We start from the raw sequence: 20,510 nt of genomic DNA, 5'->3' as shown, positions 1-20,510 counted from the left end.
AACGCCTCTTCCCGGGGTCTAAAGTCAAGGTGACTCTATGGATTGCGCGCCTCAATTTTCCATAGCGATTGTTGGGCTTCACGGGCCATTTGCGCCGTGGTGAAGGTCTTTCCTGTTGGGGCCCGGGATGCCCCAACTCCGCAAGCATCAAGAAATGCCAGGGCCAGGCCTGCCTTGACCGCGAAGTTCATGTTTTGCGCATCCGGAACCGTAGAGGTCACCATCCCAACAACAGATCCAGTTGAGTCAAAGAGCGGGCTACCGCTTGATCCAGGCTGAATTGGAGCGGTGAACTGGAGCAGACTGGCGTCGTTGTGCAGGCCGAACAGTGCAGAAACGCCACCTTGGGTGACGTGCACTCCACCGCCGGCTAGGCCAGCAAGGGGGAACCCGAGGGCCACGACGGTTTCGCCGAGGTCGCATCCAATCCCATCCCGGAAAGCGACCGGCTTGAAAGCAGGCGCACCTTGCACGCGGAGAAGCGCCAGGTCATTTCGTTGGTCCACGACTACTGGTTCAGCCCGGTGCCGCCCCTCGAACGAAGCGATGTGGATTTCGTGCATGTCTTCAATGACATGCGCGCAGGTAAGGATGTGGGTCGTGGTCACGGCGAAGCCGGTCCCCGTGGCACCAGAGCTACCGCGATTCGAGTCGGAGTGACTAGGTTGCCGATGCGGATGGGCATCGTCGATGCTCAGGCCAATCCGCCGGCCGAGAGCTGCCAAGCCGTAGGCAGAGCCTTCGGCCAGGGCGCGGAACTTCCATTGCTGATTGCGACAGTAGAACTCACCGATGATGATGGCCGACTCGCCGTTATCGATGAGATTTAGGCTGAACTCAATTTGACCGTCGACTTGGAGGCGGAGAGACCGGAGCTCACTCACCGGTCCAACTGCAGAGAAGGCGTAGACGACAAGGAGCACCCGGTCAGAGCCGACCGGCAGCTGGGACAAGTGCATGTTACAGCCGATCTTGTCCTGGTTCCCATTCCACTCCATCCAAGTCTGAGACACCTGGAACAGAGCAGCTTCCCCCTTGGGTTGACGTTTGTCGTCCACTGGGAGGAGGGCTACGGCAGCGTACTCCCCAAATGCCGAGGTATTACCGCATTCCAACGTCCAAGAGCACTCTGCGGCTCCCAATGCGGTGTTTGCGCCAGGCGCCAGCACCATCATCCCTGCATCACTCCTTGAAAAATGCCCCCAGCAAACCGAGGCAAAATGGTATCAATATAGATACAAATTAGATATCAGTTCGCCACAGGGACCGCAATGGTGATGGCCTTGACCCGCACATCTGGCCGCCAAACGGCATCGGGTTCGGGAAGGCCCAGTCGGCGAGTCGCGAATATGCCGGGCAGGTTGATACCCGTCTCGCGGGTGTATCCGATACCCCCGGAATAGCGCGGATTGATCTCAAGTAGGTGTGGTGTTCCTTTTTCGTCGTCTCTGGTCTGGACGTTGATCAGGCCATCACATTTGAAGTGCTCGGCTGCTTTCAAGGCCAGCTCCACCGCGGCGGAGTCTCTCTCGAAGGTCTGATGCAGCCCCTGTTTTCGCCGGCCTACATAGGCAACCGGCCGCCCTGCTTCGCAAACCATGTCGATTGAGCACTCACTTCCGGGCAAATAGGGCATGACCAGCATCGCCGGTCGATCCGCGCCGACGCAGTAGGCCTGGAGATACGTGTCGAAATTGACCTCGCGGGAATCTGGGTTCGCGAAGCAGCGGAACGGATCAACATCCGCCTTGAAGCGCCAGAAACCCTGGCCATAGATGCCAACGGCAGGCTTCACGCAAACCTCGCCTTGGGCCTTTAAGGTCTCGTAGGCTGTAACCAACTCTTGTGCACTGGTCGCAGTGATTGCCGGGATACATGCCAGACCAACTCGCTCAGCTTCAGCGGTAAATTTGGTCTTGTCATCGACAAGTTCGAAAGTGTGCAGGGATGTCCCACCGGTGACGAGCACGATGCCCTCCGCCTCGAAGCGCGAGCGTTGTGACTCGAAGACGCTCCCAACCCGACCAGCCAGGATGACCTTGATACCACGGGTTTTGGCCGTATCGAGAGCCCATTCTATACGCTCCTGGTTCTCCACCGGCTCCTGGAAGCTGACATCCGCGAGCCCAGTGATTTCCGGTCGGTCCTGACGATGGGACGCGAAGATTCTCACCCCCACTGGAAGCGCCTCACGAGCGCCAAGAATGACGTCGCGTTGGCTGGATTGGCCCTCAAGAAACCAGATCACAATGTTGTCCTCAATAATAGGTATTCAGCCGCCGGGTTCATTTCAACCCCAAGGCTGCAGTTTGAACGGTGGAGGGGACGATAACGCGTAAAGGGCGCACTTTAAAAAGTATCGAGAGAGCCAGCTTTGTCGAACAGGCCGACCTCAGGGCCAGCCTATAGATCGTTCATCGGCAATTACCTGCCAACCGGTAGCCGGCCTTTTCAGCTTCTACGCCGCTTGCAAACTCAATGCGATTCTTCGGCGAGATATTTTCGTAGCTGGGGCATTCGATCCGGTGATACAGGCGAGAGCTGGAGTTTGCTCGCACACTCCCAGCACCGGCCACCGAACGGCCAGAGAGGGCCGTTTCGGTCTTCGACGCGATAGGGAACATCTGCGCCGTCCTCTTTGCCTGAGGTTTGCCCCGCGCAGCTTCAGGGTGAACCACCGGAGCACCTTGCTCCAGCTTGGCATTGCCAAGCGTCACGAATACGGGGACATGGTCACTTACATGCTTCCGGCTTTTTTCGTTTGACCAGCCGATTATGCGCGGGTAATCCATGATTCCGGCCGAAGTCAACTGAAACGACGTCTTCGAAGACACCCAGATGTTGTCGTAGAGATTGATGTACAGGCCGTCGCGGGATGAAAGCGTGGTTGCTCCCTCAGTGATAAGTGGGACTGCGTACTGGGATAGTCTTCGGAACGCAGGGTCGCTGGGGGGTGTATTGAAGTCGCCCATCAGCATCACGGGGGTGTCCGAGTAAGCGTCCTCCAACCAGGACCAATAGGTGGCCAGCGCCTGAATTTCCGGCTCTCGATCCTGAGGGCCGTTTCCATACAGGATATGCACTGTGGCGGCGGCGAACACCGAGCCGTCACGCTTGGACTTGAAGCGGGCTGAGAAGGGTTCACGGATGAAGCGATCGCCCCGATCCATGTAGACTACTGCGCCATCTTCGTAGGCCACGGCGCTGTCGCGCATCAAGAAGGCGTATATCTCTTTGTAGGACCGGGAGCCAAGAAGATGGCTAGCTAGCGAGGACCACTGTTCGCCGGTCTGCTTCTCGAGCGCCGCCTCTAGCTTGGTCAGACCTGCCTCAGTCATTACCTCCTGAACAGCCAAAAGGTCAGCCCTCCCGGCGACGGTGGCCAGCGCGGCTACGCTCTGTTCGTTGCTCTGGCCAAGGCGCTTCGCGTTCCAAGACATAATCGTTAGATCGGCAGCAGAAACGATTGTGCTTGCCAACACTGCGGCGAAGAAAAGCCCAATACCGAAAAGCCCTGTCACAGCACAAATCCATTCGAGAAGGCTCCTGAAATGCTGACGGAAGCCAGACGTCGCGTCATAGAGTTATCAAGGCTTATCGGATTTCTATTTAGCTGACCTTTACACTTCCAAGCTCCAGATCTTGTGCGGCCCGGATGTGTTTTGTGAGCACGTGTCCTGTATCAACTAGGTAAGCCGAGGAAAACGCGGCGGCGATCATGCCCAACAGGCCGAGCAGCTGGACCAGCTGCGGTGCGGCTTGATAGCCAATGTAGCCACATCCGATTGAAACAAAAACGAGGCCGAACGAGATTGCATCTACTTTGAACCGCCTGGCCTTGAGTTCGGCGACAGAAGCGGTGGGGGCCGGGATGTACTGGGAGGTTTGCGAGTATTGCGTGAGAGCTGAAGCCGGAGCGTGATCCATATTCGAAGTTCGATCCCTGAGAGACGTTCGTACTAGCTAAGTGATACCGCTGAATGGTGCGGGAAAAAGGGGCTGCACTGCAATCTCTCCTCTGCGGGTATCAGCTGTGCACACCTACACTTGGGAGTGAAAACGAATCGTGGGGCAAATCTCACAACTGCACAGGGGCGAAACTGGATGCCAGCGTGGATGGTCAGAATCAATGGAGTAGGCCGAGTTTCGCAGGTGAGCGGGTTGACATCCTGCGCAGTTTTGAGCGTGATGCTCGCTGTGCCAGGCAGCGCAAGCGCAGGAAAGCTCGGGCAAGTACTCGGCTCCGCCGCTGGCAGTGCCGGTGGAACTTTAGCCGGCGAGGTTTCCGCCGAGGCAGTCCGACAGGCACTGGCCACCAAGGGCATGACGGAGGAAGACTTCTTCCGAGAGGTGTTCGCCCGCGGGGTGCCTCGCGCGAAGCAAGACCTGCCAAAGATGGTGGATACTGAGACGCAGTTCTACGATGTCACGGGCAGTGGCAGAGAGTGGGGCTACTGGTACCGGCTCAACAAGTACACCTCACAAGACATGGACCCAGCCGCAGCGAAGAGAGCGCTAGCTCCTGGGATCATCGCGAAAGTGTGCTCGACGCCAAGCATGGTGAGGCCATTCATGGAAATGGGCGGTACCTATCGCTACAACTACGTGGGGAGGGATGGCCAACTGATTACCTCCATCCAAGTAAGTCGGCAGGATTGCAGCTGAATCCTGTGCCGCCATGTGGGTGATCTACTGGCTCTCACCTAAACCTCTTACTAATGGCCAGCTCGACCTGCCCGCGTGGCAGATACTTCTGCTCAAGACGCCCCGCTCTTGCATTAACAGATACCGATAGAAAACAGCCTCATCAGCTAACAAAATGTCGGGGGCCGAGTCCTGTGCTTTAGCTGGCGCGGCGATCGCACTTCCCGATGAATGCTGGTCAAACAGCATCTGTTCCATTAACAGTGCTTTGATTGTCCAGGCTCAGCAGGCGGGTCGCTTCAAACTCGGCCACTTCGCCAGTTATGCCCAGTGGCTTGTTCGTTAGCGCACCGTAGCGCTGTATCAGGATTTTTGCCTGGCCGAGCAGTTCCATGATTTCAGGACGGCTCACTGGTTCGCCTCCCCTGCGAGCGGTGGCCCCAGGTAGGTTCCACACAACAACATACGGTCAAAGGAATAGACGTGGGCATGCGGACTATTGCCGCAACGCCCCACCAAAGGATATCGATGATCGGGCCGACCGGACCTGAGCTCAACAGCTCCTCCACACAACGCACATTCAGCCTTAAAGCGCACCAGGCGAGTCCATTGCCCATCCTCCTTCCGATGCATTTCCAACTCGCACGAGTCTTCCATCACTCCAACGACCCAAGCCGGAGCCTTCACCACACGGTCGTCGATCAGTTGAAAAAAGGGCTGATACACCTGGCGCCATACCAGCCAAGAAACGACAAATAGAAAGGCGAGGCTCACAATCTGTTTCAACTCGATCGTGGGGCTGCCATACACCAACGACAGCAGAAGCAATAACGGTACCGCCGCAGTGACCAGCGCGCCGAGAAAGATGACGCCAAACAAGAATGCTAAACCGCGCCAGCTGCGGTTCTTGAGCTCTTTATTAAGGAAGAGACGGACGAGAAAAAACGGTTTGATGCCGTTGATTGACGAACGAACATAACGGATCGACAAGACCGGTACCCCGTCCGCTGGCGCCACAGCTTCTTCACTGATCGGTCTCAGCAACTGAAGGCGATAGGTACCCGCGTTACCTCGCCCACCACGGTTCATAAAGAGCAATTCGACTCGCTCGGAATGAGCCGCCAGCACCCGCCGCAGCTGGCTAATGTGCGGTACCCAGGATTTGGGATTAGCCTCCTCGGCTTTGCTGCCGGGCAGGCACCCGTAGACAATCTGCCGACGTTCGAAATCAGCACTCTCCAGACCACGCCGAAGCGCATCAAGCGTCTCCCTGACAAGGAATAAGACGACTTCCGCGGCCTTTCCGTCGGATGGCGCCGCCTCCAATCCCTGTTTGACAGCGTCCAGCTCAGTCAGCAAATCCAAGGCTCGAACCTCCATTTCTTGGGTCCTTGAAAGCCCTAGGATAACGGCAGGCAACCGTTTCTACCCCCTTTATGACTCCTTTCCGTGCGGTGGTCGCCACAGATTGAAGGCCCAAACCATCTACATGAGTCCCCCATGAACGATCACAATAGGCTGGACAAACCGTCGCAAAAACCGCGCTTTGATGCCTTCATGGATCTGCGCCCAGCTGCTCCATGGAACCAACGCTTGCACATCTTGGATGAGGCCATCGACGTGGCTCAGCAACCGAGCGGATCAGTTTTCGTTCACTACGTAAGTAGCAACCCCATCATCCAGACCTTGATGGTGGCCCTCTGTGGGATCTATCGAGGCCACGCCGAATCCGAACTGGGCCGCTGGTACTTCCACGCACAGCTTCAGCCCAATCTTCGTGTGGCGTTGCTGGCGCTTCAGGACAAACCCCCGAGCCAAATCGCGCATGATATACAGCGGTCTACCCAGTTTGACGGACCTCAAGCACGGGAATCCGGTGTACGCCACGAATCCCCGCGGGACACCGGAGTTTCCTGAGCGCCACGGATTTCGGGACCTACAGAGCACTTGAGGCCACCAGGCGATCCAGAGGTGCGAACCTCAAGCACCGGAATCCGCTGTACGTCACGAATCCCCACGGACACCGGAATTTCCTGAGCGCCTCGGGTTTCGGGACTTACAGGGCACCTGAGGCCACCAGGCGATCCAGCGCGATGGTTCTGGGGCACCGGAATCCGGCGTACGCCCCGGAATTCCCTGTGCGGCTTGGACGTCAAGGGCTACAGCAGTTTAAATGTTACCCACCAGAAAAGAGAATGGATGCCACACTGCTATGTGGAGTAATCCCTGCATCCTCGTTTTGGCATCTCGTTCGCTTGTAAGGCGGAGTCTATTCTCGATACAACTTTCCCTATGCTGGAGACCCTGCCTAGTGCGGCTTATAGTAGCCTCGACAGTCACAAAACCTGATTCCTGATAATTCTCATGTCCGTCGCAGTAGTCATCGCGAACCGAATCAAATTTATGCAGAAGGGCAGGCCCTTTTCCCGCGCAGTCTTCGCGCAGGTCGGCTCCCGTGCATCAATCGACAAAGCGCTCTCCAGGCTGGTGCAGTCAGGCCGGCTGGAGCGCGTGGTTCGCGGCGTCTACATGCGTCCGAAGTTCAACCAGTACGTCGGCAAGAATGTCCGCCCCAGCCCAACCACTGTGATGCGCGTCATCGCGAAGTCGAACGGGGAAACGATCCAGATTCACGGCTCTGAGGCTGTCCGTAGGCTCGGTCTCAGCACCCAGATGCAGATGCGGCCGACCTTCTACACCAGCGGCTCGACTCGAGAACTCAAGGTTGGCAACGCAGTGGTTCGCCTTCAACATGTCTCAAGGGATCGCTTGCAGCATGCAGGGACGAACGTGGGACTGGCGCTTTCCGCTCTCCACTACATTGGAAAGGAGGGGCTATCCGCCCAAGTGGTCTGCAAGATCACCAATTCCCTGAGCGGTGAAGAACTCATCAAACTCAAAGCCTGCCGAATGCCTGGCTGGATGCGGTCAGCTCTGGTCCTTGCTGCCGAACGAACAGCGACAACTGAGCGATGACGAATAAGCTGTGTCCCTCACCACATGGCGCCAGTTAGCCTGTTCCCACTACCACCTAGCGAACATTGAGCACAGCCTGGGGAGCATTAAGAGCAGAAATCTCTGAAGGCAAAAGCCAGAAACGCGCGCAGAGAATAGGGGCTGTTTCGGCATCGCAAGCTGATCATGGTAAACGATCCACTCGTCAAATAAAATCATGAATCATCTGGCCCACTCTCTTATGGCCAACTCCACCTGAGCCTTCGGAAGATACTCCTGCTCAAGGCGCCCCCGCTCGTGCACCAGCAGATACCGATAGAAATCAGCCTCGTCAGCCAGCAAACCAGGGGGAGCCGACTCCAGAGCTTTTGCCGGCTCGACGACTGTGTTCCCCTGTGAGTGCTGTTCAAACAGCTCCTGCTCCATTAGGAGTGCTTCGACTGCAGGTTGATGCAATCTCGCTCGCGCCAGCATCAACAAGCCCCAGGTATCCATATCGCCCCAGTAACCAATCTGTTTCCCGGCCAGATGCGCAGACGCCAACCACTGCAAATCGAGTCCTGCCCCCAGCACAGCTAAGGTGTCCGGCAACGTTTCGGGTAGCAGGTGAACACATTGCTCATTTTCCACTACGAGCAATCGCGAACCGGGAAGTGGGGTTTCGGCCAGTTCCGAAGTTGTCAGCCTGAGCCGTTTGAAGGGCAGCAGCCCAGGCTGAAGAGGAACGACTAGAACCCAATGACTGCTTTCTTCAAAGGCATCCAGAAAGGTCGTCAGGCCTTGCTCCGACGCAGCACCTTCGAAGCGCTCATCGAGGAGCTTCGTCAGCAAGGTAGCGTTTCGCTCAAAAAACTTGGTGTCCACTCCGTGCTCTGCAAGCAGACGCAATGGGCGGCCTTGAGCGCAGCCCGGAGCTAATTGAGTAGCGAGTTGCGCCGTGGCGACGACTTCTTCAGGCGTCTTCGTCAACCATAAGCTCCGTTGTGCCACCAGCAGCGCATGAAAGGCACTGTCTACCTGCTCGACCAAATACTCGAGTTGAGCATATTCCTGGCTGACCCTTGGATCATCGCTCGCGGCAATCCATTCGGAGGGGCTACGCAAATGCCAACGCATCGGCAAGGAAATGGGGGCCAGCCCTGCTCGGTAGCTGACAGGTTCCCAGTCGACCTTACCCACGTTCACGCTCCGCCAGTTCTCCACATGCCGAAGCACCGCCTGGATGTTATCAGTGAATAGACGTGCCGAAGGCTTACCGATGTTGAGGCTTTGCGGCCAGCTACCGGGATTGAGCAAGCGCTCCAAGCGCACGCTGGAGCGCTGCCATTGCCTGGCCAGGTTGCGGCCGATGTCAGTGGGCGACTTCATGCATGGCCTTGATGCGCTGTTGATGATGCTCATCCAGCGCTTCCCAGCTCAGGGAGACCAAACTGGATTCCACGCCGCGCCGGTGAACGACGACGGCCGAACGCGTATGGTGGCGCAGTAGGCGCATTTCTTTGTTGGGCGTGATGAAAACAGCGTGCAGGCCGAATTCCCTCAGCGCCGCGATGATCCGACCGGCAACCGCATGGGAGCTGCGCGAGAACGCCTCGTCGAGCACAATGGTGCCGAACAACGGCCGGCTGCTGCCATCGGGACAGAGCGCATAGCTCAGGGAAGCGGTCAGTACATAGGAGGCTATGATCTCCTTCTCTCCACCGCTGCCGCCCTGAGAACCTGTCCGGGTTTCGATGAGATTATTGCCTTCCCGATCGATCACCGATACCGCGAACTCCAGGCGGAAGCGCGGATCCAGAAGCGCCTTGGCGCCCTGATTCCTGCTGTGTTCGCAGGCATCCTTGAGCAGGCCAACGAGCGCCTGCAATGCCTTGTAATGGCTCTCGCCTTCATCATCGTTGAAGCGCGCCGAGTTCAGTTGGCGCTGAGCCTGTTGCAAGGTGCGCAGGCTTTCATGGATGACCTTTTTCGCCACCAGGCGCAGATAGCGTCCGGGCTGAAAGTCGACACGCTGCATCGTACTGTTCAGGTCATCCAGGCGCTCCTCGATCATCGAGACCTCATGGTCGATATAGCTGAGCAGCTGGGTGACGCCGTCATCCGAGGAGCGATTGAGGTATTCCAGGAAGCGCTTGAGTTTCTCAGGCAGGGCTTCCTCGGTCAGCACACGGAGACGCTCCAGATACCTGGGTACATCCACCAGTTCTCGCCCGACCTCGGCAAGCGCCCCGGTGTCTACCTTCAGGGCGTCGGACATACGTTTGGCAAGCTCTGTTTTCTGGTCGCCCAGTTTCTCGCTGAGCGTTTTAAGCTGCCCTTGAAGCTCACGCGTATGCTTGCGTTCCAGCTCGACAATATCGTCGAGGTCATCTGCCGTCAGGGTCGGGAAATGCATTTGCGCCAGTTCACGCTGCGTGTCGCTCAGCCCCTTCTCGGCACCGTGATAGGTCCTACGGGTAGCGGATGCGGCCTGGTCAAACTGAGTTTTCAACTGAACGCACTGCTTGATCCGTTGTTGCAGCTGTTGATCCAGCGACTCCTGCAGGGCCTCAGCTTCATCCAGCTCGGCCTTGATCATGGCAAGGTCAGAATCGGGGCGCGTCAAGGTGTCCATCTGAGCACGCAGCGACGCCAGCTGGAGCTCGGCGCCCGGCCGATCAATCTCCTCGAACTGCAGTTCTTCGACGCGTTGCAGCAGCGAAGCTTGACTCTCTAACTGATCGACATCGCCCTGGGCAGCATCCAGTGCCAGTTTGGCGGGCACGAGCTGTTCATTGACCTCGCGAATCTGCTCAGTCAGGAAGGCCAGACGATCGCGGTTGTCGAAGCCGGTCAGCCAGTCTTCATCCAGGCGCTTCTGATCCTGCTTGTCGAAGAAGCGTTCTTTGCCCGACATCAGCCCCTGAGCTGTCATGGCGTGAGGGGTATGACGCAATTGCTCCGGGCTTTCTACGCAGTGGCGGTCATTATCCGCCAGTAGAGCCTTCACAGCTTCTCGGTACGGATGCTCCTTGAAGGTCAGTTTGCGGGTAAACCCATCGTCGAAGAACACAGGGCGCGACGACGACTCCTTGACCTCCAACAAACGCACATGCAAGCGGTTGTGCCGTTGGTTCACCCAGCGCAGTGCGGCCTGGGATGAACCCTGCGGCACTAGGATACGCAGCCGGTGGCTACCGATTGCCCGTTCGATGGCACCCCGCCAGGCCAGCTCCTCGGGCTTGACCTGCACCAGCTCTGCAACGAAAGGCAGGGCCGACTCATCGACACCAAGCGCCTGTGCCAGATCGCTTCGAAAAGCATGAAAATTCCCGGGCAGGTTTGAGCCTGGCCGCCTCTCAACCTCAGCACGCTCCTGCTGTAAGCTCTGCAGGCAGCCATTGAGCTCTTGCTGCACGAGACCTGCGTCGAACGCTTTCTGGCGCGCGCCTGTAGTTTGCTGGGCCAATATTTCCAGGCGTGCCGCGATCTGCTGCTGATTTTCTTCGAGCGCAGCGGCCGATAACTCATCCGCGAGTCCAAGCCCCTTGGCCAAGCGTTGGTATTGCTCGGCTTTCAGGCTCCGCTTATCGCACTCCCTGACCCAATCAGCGATGCGCTCGCGTAATTGGTCTATCCCTGCGCCGCCTACTCGCAGGTAGCTCTGACGATGTTGAGCGACCACGCCCTTCTGGATCTCAAGCTGACTCCTACATTGCTCCTGATCCAGTTCGGCCTGTTTGTGCTCCTTCTCAAGCCTGTTGGTTTCAGCTAACCACAGGCGATATCCCTGCTCGGCGAACCAGACCGGAAGAATGCCTTCGAGAGCCTGTTTATCCTGCAATTGTTCTTGCAAGACCCGGTAACGCTCCCAGCCATCGGCGACAGGTTGCAACGAACGCTGCTGCTTTCTAGCGGTTTCCAGTTCTCGATGAATGTCGGTCAGATCATCGAAGCTGCTGGCGACCTCGGCAGCCCGATCGAAGGCGGAGCGGTCATCCAGCACGAACTCTCGAAAGATCTCGTCAATGCTATTGAGCTGCTTCAGGCCGGCAGCGCGGTTGAGCAAGGTGAATGCGTTTTCACCGACCTCGAAGTAATCCCTCAGCCTGGCTAGGAAGGCTTTTTTGCTGGGATACGGCCAGATCCCCGTACCATCCTTCTCCATCTGACGCAGCGCCCGCATGCCGCCTGCGTGATGCTGGCTGAGCCAATGCTCCAGCGTCTGCTCGGGGGACTCGCTCAACAGCCACAGTTTTTTCAGATCGGACGCCGAGGAGCTGGTGCCCTCGAACCAGAGCACAGCGCCCAGTCGTACCTGCGCACCGTCACGCTCGAGCGTGGCGGCAATGGCGGTGACCGTCTTACCCTGGCGCGCGATATGCGATTGCTCCACACCTCCGTCTCCGGGGCCAGTGACGCCCCGCACATAGGACACCAGATCGCGGTCACTTTCATGCCCGCCCGTAGAGGCGAGGTTGTAGCGCGGGTTGGCGCACAGCAAGGTCATCAGAGCGTCCACCAGCGTCGTTTTACCGCTCCCCGTCGGGCCGATCACGGCGGTGCCGGAAGGATCGATCTCGGCACGGTGATAACCCTGAAAGCCGCCCCAGTTATAGAGTTCGATGCTGCTGAGGATGAAGGTCTCGCTGTCACGCCAGAGTAGTGCTTGCTTCACGCCTCGTCCTCTTCAGCACCGGCTGCCGGCGTAGCCGCGCCCTCCACCTGCTCGCGCAGCCATGCCACCAAAGCCTGCAGGTTCTCCGGGTTGGCCAAGTGGGTAATGATGGGGCGGATGATGACGCGATCATGGGCGTCCAGAGCCGACACCAAACCATGACCCTTGAGCTGATCCAGCAGCGTGATAATACGATTGCGCTCCTTCGCCTCACTGCCCAGTTCTCCCAGGTAAACCTGCAGTTGGGGAATCAACTCATCAACCGCTACCAGTGCCTGACTGGCGCCCGTACCGCTTTCCTGTTCGTATGCGATGAAATGCTGTCGCAGAATGGCTATCAGCAGAGACTGCTCCAGATTCAGCCTTTGCCGACGCACGAGGGGGTGCGACCAGTCATCCTCCTCAGCCACCTCGCCCTGGCGAACGATAACAAACACCAGCCCCCGAACCTCGTCGACTCCCATGGCCAGGTCGAGCGGCTCCAGGATTCTGTCGACCGCCTCGATACTGGAAAGTGCTGAGCGATACAGGTTGGGCTTGTGGCTTTCTTCCAGCAGTCCGTACTTGAGCATTTCCTGTACGGCCTCACGTACCCGTTGCGGCGTCCGGCGCTCATCGACCTGTACAGCGGCGCTCATGACAGGCTGTTCATCATCCACGCTGTCATCCAGCGCCATGGGCTCCACCGTCAGCTCCGTTTCGTCGGCGCCAGAGGCGCCTGCAATTCGATCGAAGATCCCTGCCATGCTCACAATTCCCAATCGATGTCCTTGAGTGCCTCGTGGTCGAGTCCGACATAAGGCAGATTGAAGCGCCAGCGTTGCTCATCCTCGTCAACTAGCTCCACGAGCTGACGTTCCTCTGTCAGCACCTCGATACCGGCCTCGCGCGCCATCGCCAGCCAGAGCGCAAAGGTTTCCAGGTCGTGAACAGGTGGAAGCAAAGACGCAAGCTCCACGAGACTCACAGGGCGACCCTGCTCCACCAGCACAGCCAGGGTGTCACGAATCAGCGCTTCACGATCCAGACCGTCGAAGGCATCCCAGAAGTCATCATCAATCTGCTCCAACCCTGCAGGTTTCTGGCTCAGATCCAGCTCGGCGGTATCATCGTCATCCAGGGTCTTGAAGCGCAGACGCTCGATTGCCGGGACACCGGTAATGGCTACGCCAACCGGCGGTAAACGAACAGGCTTACGGCGCTCTGACTGACGTTGCCAGTCGACGCTGAGCGCTAGATTGAAGAAGTCGTTAAGTAACTGTCCGACTCGATGATGCTCGGCGGCCAACCCCGTCTTCATGAAGCCGCGAACATCACGCTCGCTTCGGGCGCGCGCTTGGAGCACAGCCTGCGACTCCCGAACCAGGCGTAACGCCAACCAACGCAGCTCACGTTGCTGGGGACGATTCAGAGCCTTTGGAACCGCTGGATGACGAAGGATGGTGCGCAAGCGCTCACGCATGGCCTCCAGCTCAGCGGACTGCCTCAGTTGCTGCTGGAAGCTTTCAAAGACACGCCCTTCCGGCGTGTTGAGTAGGGCATCTTGCCCATCCAATAACCGATCGACGATGTCTCCACGGTGAGACTGCTCGCTGATGATGAAGTGTCGAAGGGCGCGATCCGCCTCGCGCCAAGAGTCTTCAACTCGTCGAAAGTCCGCGCGCAGGCTGGTGGCGAGGTTATATACCTCGCGTATGCCCTCTATCGCCTGCGCTTCATCCAGCACGATGACGTTGCCAGCTTCTACCTGCGCTAGCTCGTGCTCCAAATCCTGGATTCGGCGGCGCAGGCTGGCAATACGGCCAGTTGGGCTGGGGTTCAGACCCGTTTCCAGGTTTTCGATCTCGCGCTGGACCACCGACAGGCGAGATGCCGTGGAGGTCATGATCCGACTATCCAGCGAGTCAACGAACTGGATGGCGGACTCCAACGCGTCGGTTGCGTAGATACGGCCCTCTCGCTCTACGACAAGGCGCCGCTTGATCCATTCACGAAGTTCACGGCCTGCTTGGAGATGCGTTGCATCCGGGTCGATCTCGTAAAGCTCCTGGCTGGCATAAGCAGCCAGCATTTCGGACAGCGCTTGTAGCGCATCCTCCATGGGGATCCCATCGTGCGCCCGTTCGAACAGCGTGCGCAGGCAACCCAAAACGAGCGGAGCACGACGCGAGGCGAGCAAAAGCCACGCGGGGTGCTGGCTGCGGGCAGATACATAGCGTTCTGAACGCTGTTGCGCGCTTTCTTCCATGACGGCCACATTGACAAGAGTTGTCTGGGAGCGAGCTTACGAAGCTAACCCGCTGCCTCATGATACGTATTTGCCCTGGCGGGTGGGCCTCGTTTAATGGCCCGCAGGAGCTGCGTCATTCGAAATAAAGTGAGTAAAAGGCCGGGTCAGTCGAGGTTTAACGATTTATTCCGGGGGCGCACCCTGGATATTGGCGATTTGGCGGAGGGATCTGTCGTCACGAGGGTGTATTTGGCTAGTTCGGTGAAGAGATCCCTGTGAGCGTATGTGGCAGCTCAGTGGTTTTTGCGGGACTGCCACTGGCATCCTGCGGCAAGCCAGCGCAGCCACGGTGGCTATAGAGCGAAGTCTCGATGACCTATCAGTGAGCTGCTGGTGGATTAGCTGGGTGCGGCATGGGGATAGTGAATTTCCCCGGTGGTATTGCGGGATTTTCAGTTCAACAACGGCGGTGGTAGTTGGCAGGCCTGGGGCGAGTTCAAATGTCAGAAGCTGCGGCTAGAGATGAAGGGCGGCGTCGTTATAGCGCTCTGAGCCCAGGAGCTTTTTGCTATTCTGTCGACCCGTGCCGCGGGACCTCGTTTACAACGGCTCGCCGTTGTCTTCCCCCCTGCGGATACCCATTCAACCGCTTCCTGGGGGTACGATGCGGAATCATGTAGTGATTGAGGACTGGGAAGGCGACGGTGCTATTCGCCTACCCGACGACGTTCTCCAGGAAATGGGCGTCGACGTTGGGGACACGCTCTACCTCCTTGAGGAATATGTGGGTACAACCCGCTGTCTGGTGCTGAGTAAGTCACCGCGCATTCCTGATCGCGTGGATGAGCTGGTTGGCCACTGGGAGTCGTTTGGCAAGGTCTCCGCCGAGATAAACACCAAGGAAGAGTGAGCTGACTACCCAGCCTCCTGCCCGTGAATCCCGGTGCTTGCCACTCTGCCATTGCCTCCTGCAAGAGCAGAGTCCTTCATGCTTAGACACGTGCCGATAGCTTTTGGCCAACCAAATTCCTGGGTTGCGCATATGTAACAGCCCAGGACAAAAAGCAGGTTTTTGCGAATTCAGACGCAGCACGACTGTAGTCGTGCATTCCACGCGCTGATGGAGCCGGAGCAGCGCTAGGTACCAGCGATCTGTTAACCTCCACTGAGCGTACTGAGCAACGATGCTCGCTGCAGGTCGCGAGCCGACTCAGGCTCAATGAGACGACGGTAGGACGCGTCAGGGTCTGGTTAGTGGTCAAAAACCGATATTCTGGATTTCGTTTTTTGTGCCAAGGCTAACCGCCCTCAGATGTCGCTATTAGCCCTAAACTGCAAGGCACGGTAAAAGACGAAACCCTTGCGGTACGGCACTTAGAGGCATTTCTGAACGCTTTCCGCCAACCAAGATCCCTGTACCGCATTGCCCTCCGAAGGGGGGTCGTGGGTTCGAATCCCGCCGGATGCGCCAGACAACGAAAGGCCCTCTGGAGAAATTCAGGGGGCCTTTGTGTTTCTGCCGCCCTAGTGGCACCTGCCCATCCGTCACGGCAGCCCGATCCCCGCGAAGCGGGCCGCCCGCAGGGCGAGCCAGAGGACGGTGACGTCTTCGGTGCAGTCCAGGGAACGGCCCGTGATCGCTTCGATACGCCGCATGCGATACACCAGGGTCTGCTTGTGGATATGCAGGCGCCGGGCGGTTGCCTGCCAGGAGCGGTTCTCTTCCAGAAAGACCTGCAGGCTGTGCAGCAGCGGCGCACCTTGGGCTCGCTCCTGTTCCAGCAATGGCCCGAGCGTCTGCCGCGCAGTGCGCTCGGCTTCATTCAGGGAGCGGGGCAGCCAGGGCGCCCCCGGCCCCAGGGTGGCGTAGAGGCTCAGGGGCTGCCGGGGACTGGCATGCGCAAGTGCGAGACGTGCTTCGCAAAGCGCGTCGGCAAATCGCTCGGGCCGGTCCACCGGATTGCTCGCTCCCAGCTCTGCGCCCAACTCGGCCTGTAGTTCGCTAATCCGTTCAGCGGGTTGAAGCAGGACGATCTCATGGCCCTGGATCCGCAGCAGTCCGTGCTGGCCCCAGCGCTGCAGAATGCCCTCCCTGTCTGGAGCGCCTTCGAGGGGCATCCGAGCAATGCACAGGTGCAACGCCGTGAGTGGCAAGCCTGGCATGAGGGCCTGCAGGCGCTGCTCGGCTTGATGGGGCGCTGCCCGCCCGTTCAGCAGGTCATCCAGAAGTTCGGAACCCAGGCGCAGCCGACGCTCGCTCTCGACACGCACGCGCTCGAGTTCGACTCCCACAATCGCGAGCAGGTGATGCAGCAGCGCGTAGTCGGGCAGCTCGCCGGCGCGGACGACCAACAGGCAGTCGGGCTCCGACGGCAGGGCCATGCCCAGCATCTCGCCATCGGGATGGGGATAACGCTGCAGCATGGGCAAGAGCCCCGTGCGCCCCTCAGCGCGCGTTTGCCTGATAGCCAGTCGGGCGCTTTCGGCAAGGGCTGGCAAGGCTTCATCCCAAGGCGCCAGGGTGCGGCTGTCGATCAGGTGAAGTGCCGCTGCAACGTCCTTTTCCAGCCGGGCCAGGAGTGGCGCCAGCCCGAGGCCACCAAGGCTCAACCGGGCGGTTTCGTAGATGCGCTGGAGCGCCAGGTGCCGTTCGCGCTCGATGCTGCGTCCGGCATCGGCGATGGCCCGGGTAACTGCGGCAAAGGGGACACCGTACTCGGTAAAGACAAGCGGAAAGCCCAGCTGATCCGCGGCGTCGCACAGCGCTGCAAGGTCAGGTGGCGCCTGCATGTCTTCTCCTATCATCAGGCCGGCCAGGCCGGCCTCCATGAGTCGTTGGACGTAGCGACGCTGCTCCGAGGGAGTGGTGGGGATACCGAGACCTGTAGTCATGAGCAGGTCTCCCTCCCCGAGCCATTCGGTGGGATCGGGGAGTTCGCAGACGTGGGCCCAGCGAACGGGTCGATCAAGACCGGCAGCTCCGCTCACCAGTCGCGAGCGAAGTGCCGGTAGGGCGAGGAGCTCTCGCAGGGTGAAGGGCATGTCCAGATTGCTCCAGGGTTGAGCGACCAGTGTAATCGCCAGGGGCCCTGGTTAGGACCTCACCAGCTGGCCGGCAACATGCCGAGTGCGGAGGCGATGGCGTAGATGCCACTCGCGGCGAAGATGAGGATGATCGCGATCTGGATCATGGGATGGGCATACCAGCCGCAGGTGAATGCCGGCGCCTGGTCACCGGAGCGGCGCGCGGCATTGAGCAGCAGGATCGGGATGATGCCCATCAACACCCCGCCGAAGGTGCCAGCGAAATAGAGGGCGTTGACGAAGCCACCGATACCGGAGTAGGCCAGCAGGAAAGGCGGTACGGAAACCAGGGCGAGAACGAGGAGACGCTTGCGCCGGTTGCGCTCGCTGCCCAGGCGGAAATGGTCGAAGAAGTTGGTGAACAGGCAGCCACCCAGTCCCCAGTAGGACGTCAGCATGGCCAGCAAGGAGAAGGTGTTGGCGGTGTAGTAGGCCCACTGCCCCAGGGATCTGCCCCAACTGAGCGTGGCCACTTCGCTGAGGTTTTCGGGCCCGACCAGGGTGATCACGGACGCGGGTATCGCGGCGACCAGGATAAAGGTGAGGACCATGCCGATGATGATCAGCCGTGGGAGTCGCCTGGGCGTCGTGAGGTTACCGCGCACCAGTTCAGGCACCAGGAACTGAGCGCCAAAGACGAATACGGCGAGGTTGAAGATCGGGACGACGTACTGCCAGTCACTCCGCCACAGGTAGGCGATGCGGGTGTCCGCATGAGTAAGGGTGGCCGCGATCAGTACGCAAACGATCAGCACCATGCCGGCACTGATGAGCTTTTCTCCGATGCCAAGGGCCTTGAGACCGAGGTAGAGAACCAGCACGGAGGGGAGGAAGAACACGAGACTGCCCATCTCGCGAGTCAGGCCGTACTGGCCGAAGAAGTCGGCCATGATGTTGCCGCTGCCGCTCATGTAGGCGACCAGTGCGCCATAGCTGTTGGCGGCGACAGCAAGAAAGATCAGCCAGCCTCCGAACGTGCCCAGGTAGCGCCGCGCGAGGCCGCTGAGCTGATTGTTGCCTCGCGTGCGCAGGCAGGCTTCTGCGACGTAGAGCATGGTGATGATGCAGAAGAAACAGGTGATGGCGAGGCAGGCGAGCAACGGCAGGTAGCCGACCTTGCGGGCGGCGTAGGCCATGCTAAGCACGCCTGCGCCGATATTGGTGCCGATGATGATGGCGACGGTCTCAAGCGAGCCCAGGGCATGGGCTTCGAGGCCGGACTCCGTTTCGATTCGTTGGTTGATACCCATTTGTTATGTCCTCTTTTATTGGGATCAGGGGGGAGTGAAGCGGCCTCTCGGGTGCAGCACGCTGCGGGATACAGCCCTTCAGCCTTTATCCTCCAGGCCGGCGGGGGCGAAGCGGGCGAGGAAGCGATCGAGGCGGGCAGGTTCATCCCCCTTCAGCTCTGCGTGCTCCTTCCGCATAACGGCATTGCGCACCAGGGAACCGCCGATGTAGCGCAGGGGCTCAGGGGGGAACCGGCGACAGCGACGCTCCACCAGCGGGCAGCGACTCCAGGCATCGTCTCGCCCCAGGGCCAGGCTGGCGAGGATGCGGCCGCCGAGGCGGCTGGGGCCGACGCCATTGCCGCTCCAGCCGATGCCGTAGTGGATGTTGGTATGCCCGGCGAGCCGGCCGAATACGGGCAGGCTGTCGTAGGTACGGTCGATCGGGCCGGACCAGCGGTGAGTAATGCCGACGTCGTTGAGCATGGGATAGGTACGGCGCAGATCGGCCTCGGTGAGGCGAAGACTGGGCGGGTGATCGTCGAAGGTGGCGTCAATCCGTGAACCATATGCGAGGGCTCCGGTACCCTTGCCGAATGCGATGCGACCGTCGTGGGTGGTTCGGTAGTAGTCAACCATCAACTGGGAGTCGGTAATGGCCTCGCCGCCGGTCCAGCCGATCTCGGCCAGTCGATGGGGAATCGCCTCGGTGACGACGATGGAGCTGTTGACGGGCACTATCGCACCGGCGAGTTCGGGCAATGCTGCTGCCCAGGCGTTGGTGGCAAGCACGACGCGGACCGCTCGGATACAGGCACTGGCTGTGCTCACCTCCACGGGCTCGCCGGGGCTGATGGCGGTCACTCCGGTGTGCTCATGGATCTCCACACCATTCGCCAGCGCTACCCGTCGCATTCCGCTTACCAGCAGAGCCGGCTGAACGGTGGCGTTGCTGCGTTCGAAGACCCCCGCCAGATGCACGCGGGAGCCTGTTCGCCGGGCCACCTCATCGGCATCGATCCGCTCGAATGGGCTCACACCCAACCGTTCGCAGGCAACCAGCGTCGCATTCCAGGTATCTAGGTGTCGTGGAGTGGTGGCGGTCCATAACCAACCTGCCTGCTGGTAATGGGCGTCGATCTGGTGCTCCTCGCAGAACTCCCCGAGTTCGGAAATGGCACGCTCGGCCTGTTCACCCAGGAAGCGTGCCTGGTTGGCGTCGCAGAAGCTCAGGAGGGTTCCGATCTTGGGCCACCAAGACATGACGAATCCCCCGTTGCGTCCGGATGCACCGCCGCCACAGACATCCTGTTCGAGCAGCATGACGCGCGCGTGGGGCTCCATTTGCTTGATGGAAAGGGCTGTCCAAAGTCCGACGAAGCCGCCACCGATGATGAGGACATCGACCTTGTGCTTGCCAGTCAGAGGAGCGGCCGGGCTCCCGCCATGCTCGATGGACTCCATCCAATAGCTGGCCTTGAGGGGAGGGGTAATCGTTAGCTTCATGTCGAAGGACCAGACTCGAAGGGTAAGTCGAGCCAGTCTCAAGGGGGTGCGCCCAAGTAACAATCAGGCGTTCTTAGGAAATTTCACGCCCTGTTTGTTCGATGGTATGAAGCCACTGCGGCCAGACGGGTGTGCCGTAAAGGGAGGAGAGTCGGAAACACTTGAAGCGGGACTGGGAATATTTTAAGCAGACTTTTCTTTCACG

General features: G+C 59.2%; 17 protein-coding genes. 4 read left to right on the top strand and 13 right to left on the bottom strand.

Annotation, left to right across the window (positions count from 1 at the left end; translation table 11 throughout):
• Window positions 1-35 precede the first annotated feature (35 nt).
• The 4 genes from A7D27_RS23950 to A7D27_RS23935 form a co-directional block, all read right to left on the bottom strand.
• The gene (locus A7D27_RS23950) at window positions 36-1,175 is read right to left on the bottom strand and encodes a trypsin-like peptidase domain-containing protein (protein WP_069566315.1); all 1,140 of its coding nucleotides are present in this window, start codon (window positions 1,173-1,175) and stop codon (window positions 36-38) included.
• A gap of 74 nt (window positions 1,176-1,249) precedes the next feature.
• Complete coding sequence (locus tag A7D27_RS23945) at window positions 1,250-2,248, bottom strand: ATP-grasp domain-containing protein (protein WP_069566314.1); 999 nt, start codon at window positions 2,246-2,248, stop codon at window positions 1,250-1,252.
• A gap of 166 nt (window positions 2,249-2,414) precedes the next feature.
• Window positions 2,415-3,521 (bottom strand): endonuclease/exonuclease/phosphatase family protein, encoded by a 1,107-nt coding sequence (locus A7D27_RS23940; RefSeq protein ID WP_069566313.1) that lies wholly within the window; start codon window positions 3,519-3,521, stop codon window positions 2,415-2,417.
• Window positions 3,522-3,609: 88 nt separating this feature from the next.
• A complete protein-coding gene (locus A7D27_RS23935; RefSeq protein WP_069566312.1) occupies window positions 3,610-3,927 on the bottom strand; it encodes a hypothetical protein in 318 nt (105 codons plus the stop codon).
• A gap of 189 nt (window positions 3,928-4,116) precedes the next feature.
• On the opposite strand from A7D27_RS23935, the gene A7D27_RS23930 reads away from it, so the two are divergent.
• A complete protein-coding gene (locus A7D27_RS23930) occupies window positions 4,117-4,665 on the top strand; it encodes a hypothetical protein (protein WP_240922978.1) in 549 nt (182 codons plus the stop codon).
• Between the two features lie 217 nt (window positions 4,666-4,882).
• Here A7D27_RS23930 and A7D27_RS28435 read toward each other — a convergent pair whose 3' ends face one another.
• Both A7D27_RS28435 and A7D27_RS23925 read right to left on the bottom strand, forming a co-directional pair.
• A complete protein-coding gene (locus tag A7D27_RS28435) occupies window positions 4,883-5,056 on the bottom strand; it encodes a hypothetical protein (protein WP_165678973.1) in 174 nt (57 codons plus the stop codon).
• The gene (locus tag A7D27_RS23925; RefSeq protein WP_069566310.1) at window positions 5,053-6,024 is read right to left on the bottom strand and encodes a hypothetical protein; all 972 of its coding nucleotides are present in this window, start codon (window positions 6,022-6,024) and stop codon (window positions 5,053-5,055) included. The genes A7D27_RS28435 and A7D27_RS23925 overlap by 4 nt, the downstream gene beginning before the upstream one ends.
• A gap of 120 nt (window positions 6,025-6,144) precedes the next feature.
• On the opposite strand from A7D27_RS23925, the gene A7D27_RS23920 reads away from it, so the two are divergent.
• Complete coding sequence (locus A7D27_RS23920; protein WP_069566309.1) at window positions 6,145-6,561, top strand: hypothetical protein; 417 nt, start codon at window positions 6,145-6,147, stop codon at window positions 6,559-6,561.
• 447 nt (window positions 6,562-7,008) lie between these two features.
• On the top strand, window positions 7,009-7,620 hold the full coding sequence (locus tag A7D27_RS23915; RefSeq protein WP_069566308.1) for a DUF6088 family protein: 612 nt from the start codon (window positions 7,009-7,011) through the stop codon (window positions 7,618-7,620).
• 201 nt (window positions 7,621-7,821) lie between these two features.
• Here the strand turns inward: A7D27_RS23915 and A7D27_RS23910 are convergent, their stop codons facing one another.
• The 4 genes from A7D27_RS23910 to A7D27_RS23895 are packed head-to-tail and all read right to left on the bottom strand — an operon-like array spanning window position 7,822 to window position 14,504.
• Window positions 7,822-9,000 (bottom strand): Wadjet anti-phage system protein JetD domain-containing protein, encoded by a 1,179-nt coding sequence (locus tag A7D27_RS23910; RefSeq protein ID WP_240922977.1) that lies wholly within the window; start codon window positions 8,998-9,000, stop codon window positions 7,822-7,824.
• Window positions 8,951-12,256: an ATP-binding protein gene (locus A7D27_RS23905; protein ID WP_083265764.1), complete on the bottom strand. Its 3,306-nt coding sequence runs from the start codon at window positions 12,254-12,256 to the stop codon at window positions 8,951-8,953. The genes A7D27_RS23910 and A7D27_RS23905 overlap by 50 nt, the downstream gene beginning before the upstream one ends.
• Window positions 12,253-13,002, bottom strand: coding sequence for a DUF4194 domain-containing protein (locus A7D27_RS23900; RefSeq protein WP_170832324.1), 750 nt, complete (start codon window positions 13,000-13,002; stop codon window positions 12,253-12,255). Before A7D27_RS23900 ends, A7D27_RS23905 begins: the two co-directional genes overlap by 4 nt.
• Before the next feature lie 2 nt (window positions 13,003-13,004).
• Window positions 13,005-14,504, bottom strand: a complete 1,500-nt coding sequence (locus A7D27_RS23895; RefSeq protein ID WP_083265763.1) for a DUF3375 domain-containing protein — start codon at window positions 14,502-14,504, stop codon at window positions 13,005-13,007.
• A gap of 646 nt (window positions 14,505-15,150) precedes the next feature.
• Here A7D27_RS23895 and A7D27_RS23890 point away from each other — a divergent pair.
• Window positions 15,151-15,396: a hypothetical protein gene (locus A7D27_RS23890; RefSeq protein ID WP_069566306.1), complete on the top strand. Its 246-nt coding sequence runs from the start codon at window positions 15,151-15,153 to the stop codon at window positions 15,394-15,396.
• Between the two features lie 635 nt (window positions 15,397-16,031).
• Here A7D27_RS23890 and A7D27_RS27500 read toward each other — a convergent pair.
• From A7D27_RS27500 to A7D27_RS23875, 3 genes are all read right to left on the bottom strand, one after another.
• Complete coding sequence (locus A7D27_RS27500) at window positions 16,032-17,528, bottom strand: PucR family transcriptional regulator (protein WP_083265761.1); 1,497 nt, start codon at window positions 17,526-17,528, stop codon at window positions 16,032-16,034.
• A 59-nt stretch (window positions 17,529-17,587) separates the two neighbouring features.
• Window positions 17,588-18,820, bottom strand: coding sequence for an aromatic amino acid transport family protein (locus A7D27_RS23880; protein ID WP_069566305.1), 1,233 nt, complete (start codon window positions 18,818-18,820; stop codon window positions 17,588-17,590).
• A gap of 78 nt (window positions 18,821-18,898) precedes the next feature.
• Window positions 18,899-20,305, bottom strand: a complete 1,407-nt coding sequence (locus tag A7D27_RS23875) for an FAD-binding oxidoreductase (RefSeq protein WP_069566304.1) — start codon at window positions 20,303-20,305, stop codon at window positions 18,899-18,901.
• Between the last annotated feature and the right edge of the window lie 205 nt (window positions 20,306-20,510).

Origin of the sequence: Pseudomonas sp. 1D4 (genome assembly GCF_001728925.1) — a bacterium.
In the GTDB taxonomy this organism is placed as follows: Bacteria; Pseudomonadota; Gammaproteobacteria; order Pseudomonadales; family Pseudomonadaceae; genus Metapseudomonas; species Metapseudomonas otitidis.
Note: the sequence above shows the minus strand (reverse complement) of the source record. Positions and strands in the feature narration are given on the sequence as shown.

Excerpts from the sequence above, each read along its gene's own strand:
- A7D27_RS23950 (WP_069566315.1), bottom strand. The coding sequence starts at position 1,175 with ATGATGGTGCTGGCGCCTGGCGCAAACACCGCATTGGGAGCCGCAGAG.
- A7D27_RS23935 (WP_069566312.1), bottom strand. The coding sequence starts at position 3,927 with ATGGATCACGCTCCGGCTTCAGCTCTCACGCAATACTCGCAAACCTCC.
- A7D27_RS23930 (WP_240922978.1), top strand. The coding sequence starts at position 4,117 with ATGGTCAGAATCAATGGAGTAGGCCGAGTTTCGCAGGTGAGCGGGTTG.
- A7D27_RS23925 (WP_069566310.1), bottom strand. The coding sequence starts at position 6,024 with ATGGAGGTTCGAGCCTTGGATTTGCTGACTGAGCTGGACGCTGTCAAA.
- A7D27_RS23920 (WP_069566309.1), top strand. The coding sequence starts at position 6,145 with ATGAACGATCACAATAGGCTGGACAAACCGTCGCAAAAACCGCGCTTT.
- A7D27_RS23915 (WP_069566308.1), top strand. The coding sequence starts at position 7,009 with ATGTCCGTCGCAGTAGTCATCGCGAACCGAATCAAATTTATGCAGAAG.
- A7D27_RS23910 (WP_240922977.1), bottom strand. The coding sequence starts at position 9,000 with ATGAGCATCATCAACAGCGCATCAAGGCCATGCATGAAGTCGCCCACT.
- A7D27_RS23900 (WP_170832324.1), bottom strand. The coding sequence starts at position 13,002 with ATGGCAGGGATCTTCGATCGAATTGCAGGCGCCTCTGGCGCCGACGAA.
- A7D27_RS23895 (WP_083265763.1), bottom strand. The coding sequence starts at position 14,504 with ATGGAAGAAAGCGCGCAACAGCGTTCAGAACGCTATGTATCTGCCCGC.
- A7D27_RS23890 (WP_069566306.1), top strand. The coding sequence starts at position 15,151 with ATGCGGAATCATGTAGTGATTGAGGACTGGGAAGGCGACGGTGCTATT.
- A7D27_RS27500 (WP_083265761.1), bottom strand. The coding sequence starts at position 17,528 with ATGCCCTTCACCCTGCGAGAGCTCCTCGCCCTACCGGCACTTCGCTCG.
- A7D27_RS23880 (WP_069566305.1), bottom strand. The coding sequence starts at position 18,820 with ATGGGTATCAACCAACGAATCGAAACGGAGTCCGGCCTCGAAGCCCAT.
- A7D27_RS23875 (WP_069566304.1), bottom strand. The coding sequence starts at position 20,305 with ATGAAGCTAACGATTACCCCTCCCCTCAAGGCCAGCTATTGGATGGAG.